Origin of the sequence: Thalassobaculum fulvum, from assembly GCF_014652915.1 — a bacterium.
GTDB lineage: Bacteria > Pseudomonadota > Alphaproteobacteria > Thalassobaculales > Thalassobaculaceae > Thalassobaculum_A > Thalassobaculum_A fulvum.
Genome location: NZ_BMZS01000021.1, coordinates 1 through 2,043, shown reverse-complemented (window position 1 = coordinate 2,043; position 2,043 = coordinate 1). Strand labels below are relative to the sequence as shown.

1 protein-coding gene is annotated in these 2,043 nt (G+C 70.4%); it reads left to right on the top strand.

The features are described from left to right. Positions 1–229 precede the first annotated feature (229 nt). Positions 230–2,043: HAMP domain-containing protein (locus tag IE246_RS27775; protein WP_189995942.1), on the top strand; the 1,814-nt coding region annotated here is incomplete at its 3' end.

Here is a 2,043-nt window from a genome sequence, read left to right as displayed (position 1 = left end):
ACCATCGAGGGCGTGTCGGCGGTCGCCAACGACACCGGCACCCAGGCCGAGGCGGTGCTGGCCGCCGCCGAGGCGCTGTCCGGCGACGCCGATCTGCTCGACCAGGAAGTCACCGGGTTCCTCGAGCAGGTCCGAGGCAACGGCACGACCGGCGGCCGCTGACGGCCGCCGGTTCGCCGCTCGCCCGCACCCTCCTTCTGCCAGCAGGCGCAACCTGAAAGAGAGACAAATGAGCGACAGCTCCATCATTCCTTCGGGCCAGCAAGGCCCGGCCAGGACGCGCTTCGGTATCGGCCCCCGGCTCTATCTCGCCTTCGGGGCCATGACCCTGCTGACCGTCGTCGCGGCCGGAACCGCGGTGGTCGCCTTCAAGGAGGTCGGCAAGACCCTGGGCGACGTCACCGAGCGGTCGATGCCGGCGGTCACCGCGACCCTGCGCCTCGCGGTGAACTCGGCCAACGTCGCCGCCACCGCTCCGGGCATGATCTCCGCCGACACCGAGGACGGCCGGACGGCGGTCAAGGCGCAGATGAACGCCAGCCTCGGCGCCATCGAGAACGAAATCCGGACGATCGCCGAGACCAATGCCGACGCGGCATCCGAGCTGACCGGCCTGTCCGGGCAGCTCGCGGAGCAGCTGACCCGCCTGGAGACGGAGATCGCCGCACGCGAGGACGCCCGCCGGAAGCTCGCGGCCGCCCGCAGGCACGTCCTGGAGACTCACGACCGGTTCCTGACGGCCATGCAGCCGTTGGTCGACGACGCCAACGCGATGCTGATCACCGCCGGCGGCGAGACCGTGGACGAGGCCGCCTCGACGATCGACCGGCTGGTCGACGACGAGGTCGGCAAGCTGCGCAACGCGCTCAACCTGTCGGCGGACGGCCAGCGCCTGATGGGCATCATGTCCCGATCCGGCCGGATCGAGCGGACCGCCGAACTGGACGTCCAGGAACGCGATTTCGCCAACGTATCGGCGCGCATGATCGAGACCATGGCGAAGCTCCCGGACTCCAGCGAGGCGCAGGCCCTGATCGGCTACGCCGAACTGCTGATGCTGTATGGCGAGGGCGACACCTCGGTATTCAACATCCGTCGCGGCGAGCTCAAGGCCAAGGAAGCGGGCGACGAGACCGGCCGCGCCAGGTTCGAGTCCATGCGCCTGGGCATCGACGACGAGGTGCTCGAACTCGGCCTCGACTTCGACAAGGCGGTCGACCCGATCGTCAACCAGGCACGCGAATCCCTGAAGGCCGGCAGCGCCACGCTGTCCGGCGACCTGCGGATGCGGATCGACACCCTGGTCACCGACGACGTCGACCGGCTGGTCCAGATGCTGCGGCTGCTCGCCGACGGCAACCTGACCGTCGGCCAGCTCAACGCCGCGGCGAGCGCGGTGAACCAGGACGCCGTGCAGTCCTACCAGAGCGCCTACGAAAGCTATGCCGCGACGCTCGACCAGGAACGACTGCTCCTGGAGGCGGCCGGCGTCGACTCCGCGGCCCTGGAACCGGTCCGGGAGCTGGCCCGCATCGGGAGCGGCGAGGACGGGATCTTCGAGAACCGGCGAACGGTCCTGCAGTTCGAGGCCGCGGCCCAGGCAGCGCTGGTCGAGACCCAGCGGGTGGCGAACGCCTTCGACGAGACGGTGGACCGGATGGTCGAGCACGCCCAGTCCACCGCCCAGGCGGACTCCCAGCGTGCCGACGACGCCATCGAGCTCAGCGTCGCCGTCCTGGCCGCGGTGGCCGCCGCCAGCATCTTGATCGGCATCGCCATCGGCTGGCTGATCGTGGCCCGCAACGTGGTCCGGCGCCTGGTCGCCCTGTCGGACGCCATGCACCGGCTGGCCGACGGCGACCACGCCATCGAGGTCGACGCGCGAGGGGCCGACGAGATCGCCCGCATGGCGACGTTCGTCGGCGTGTTCCGCGACAACGCGATCGAGGTCGAGCGGCTGCAGGCGGAGCAGATCGCGGCCGAGAAGCGGGCCTCGGAGGAGCGCCAGGTGCAGCGGGTGCAGCTGGCCGACGCGTTCGAGAG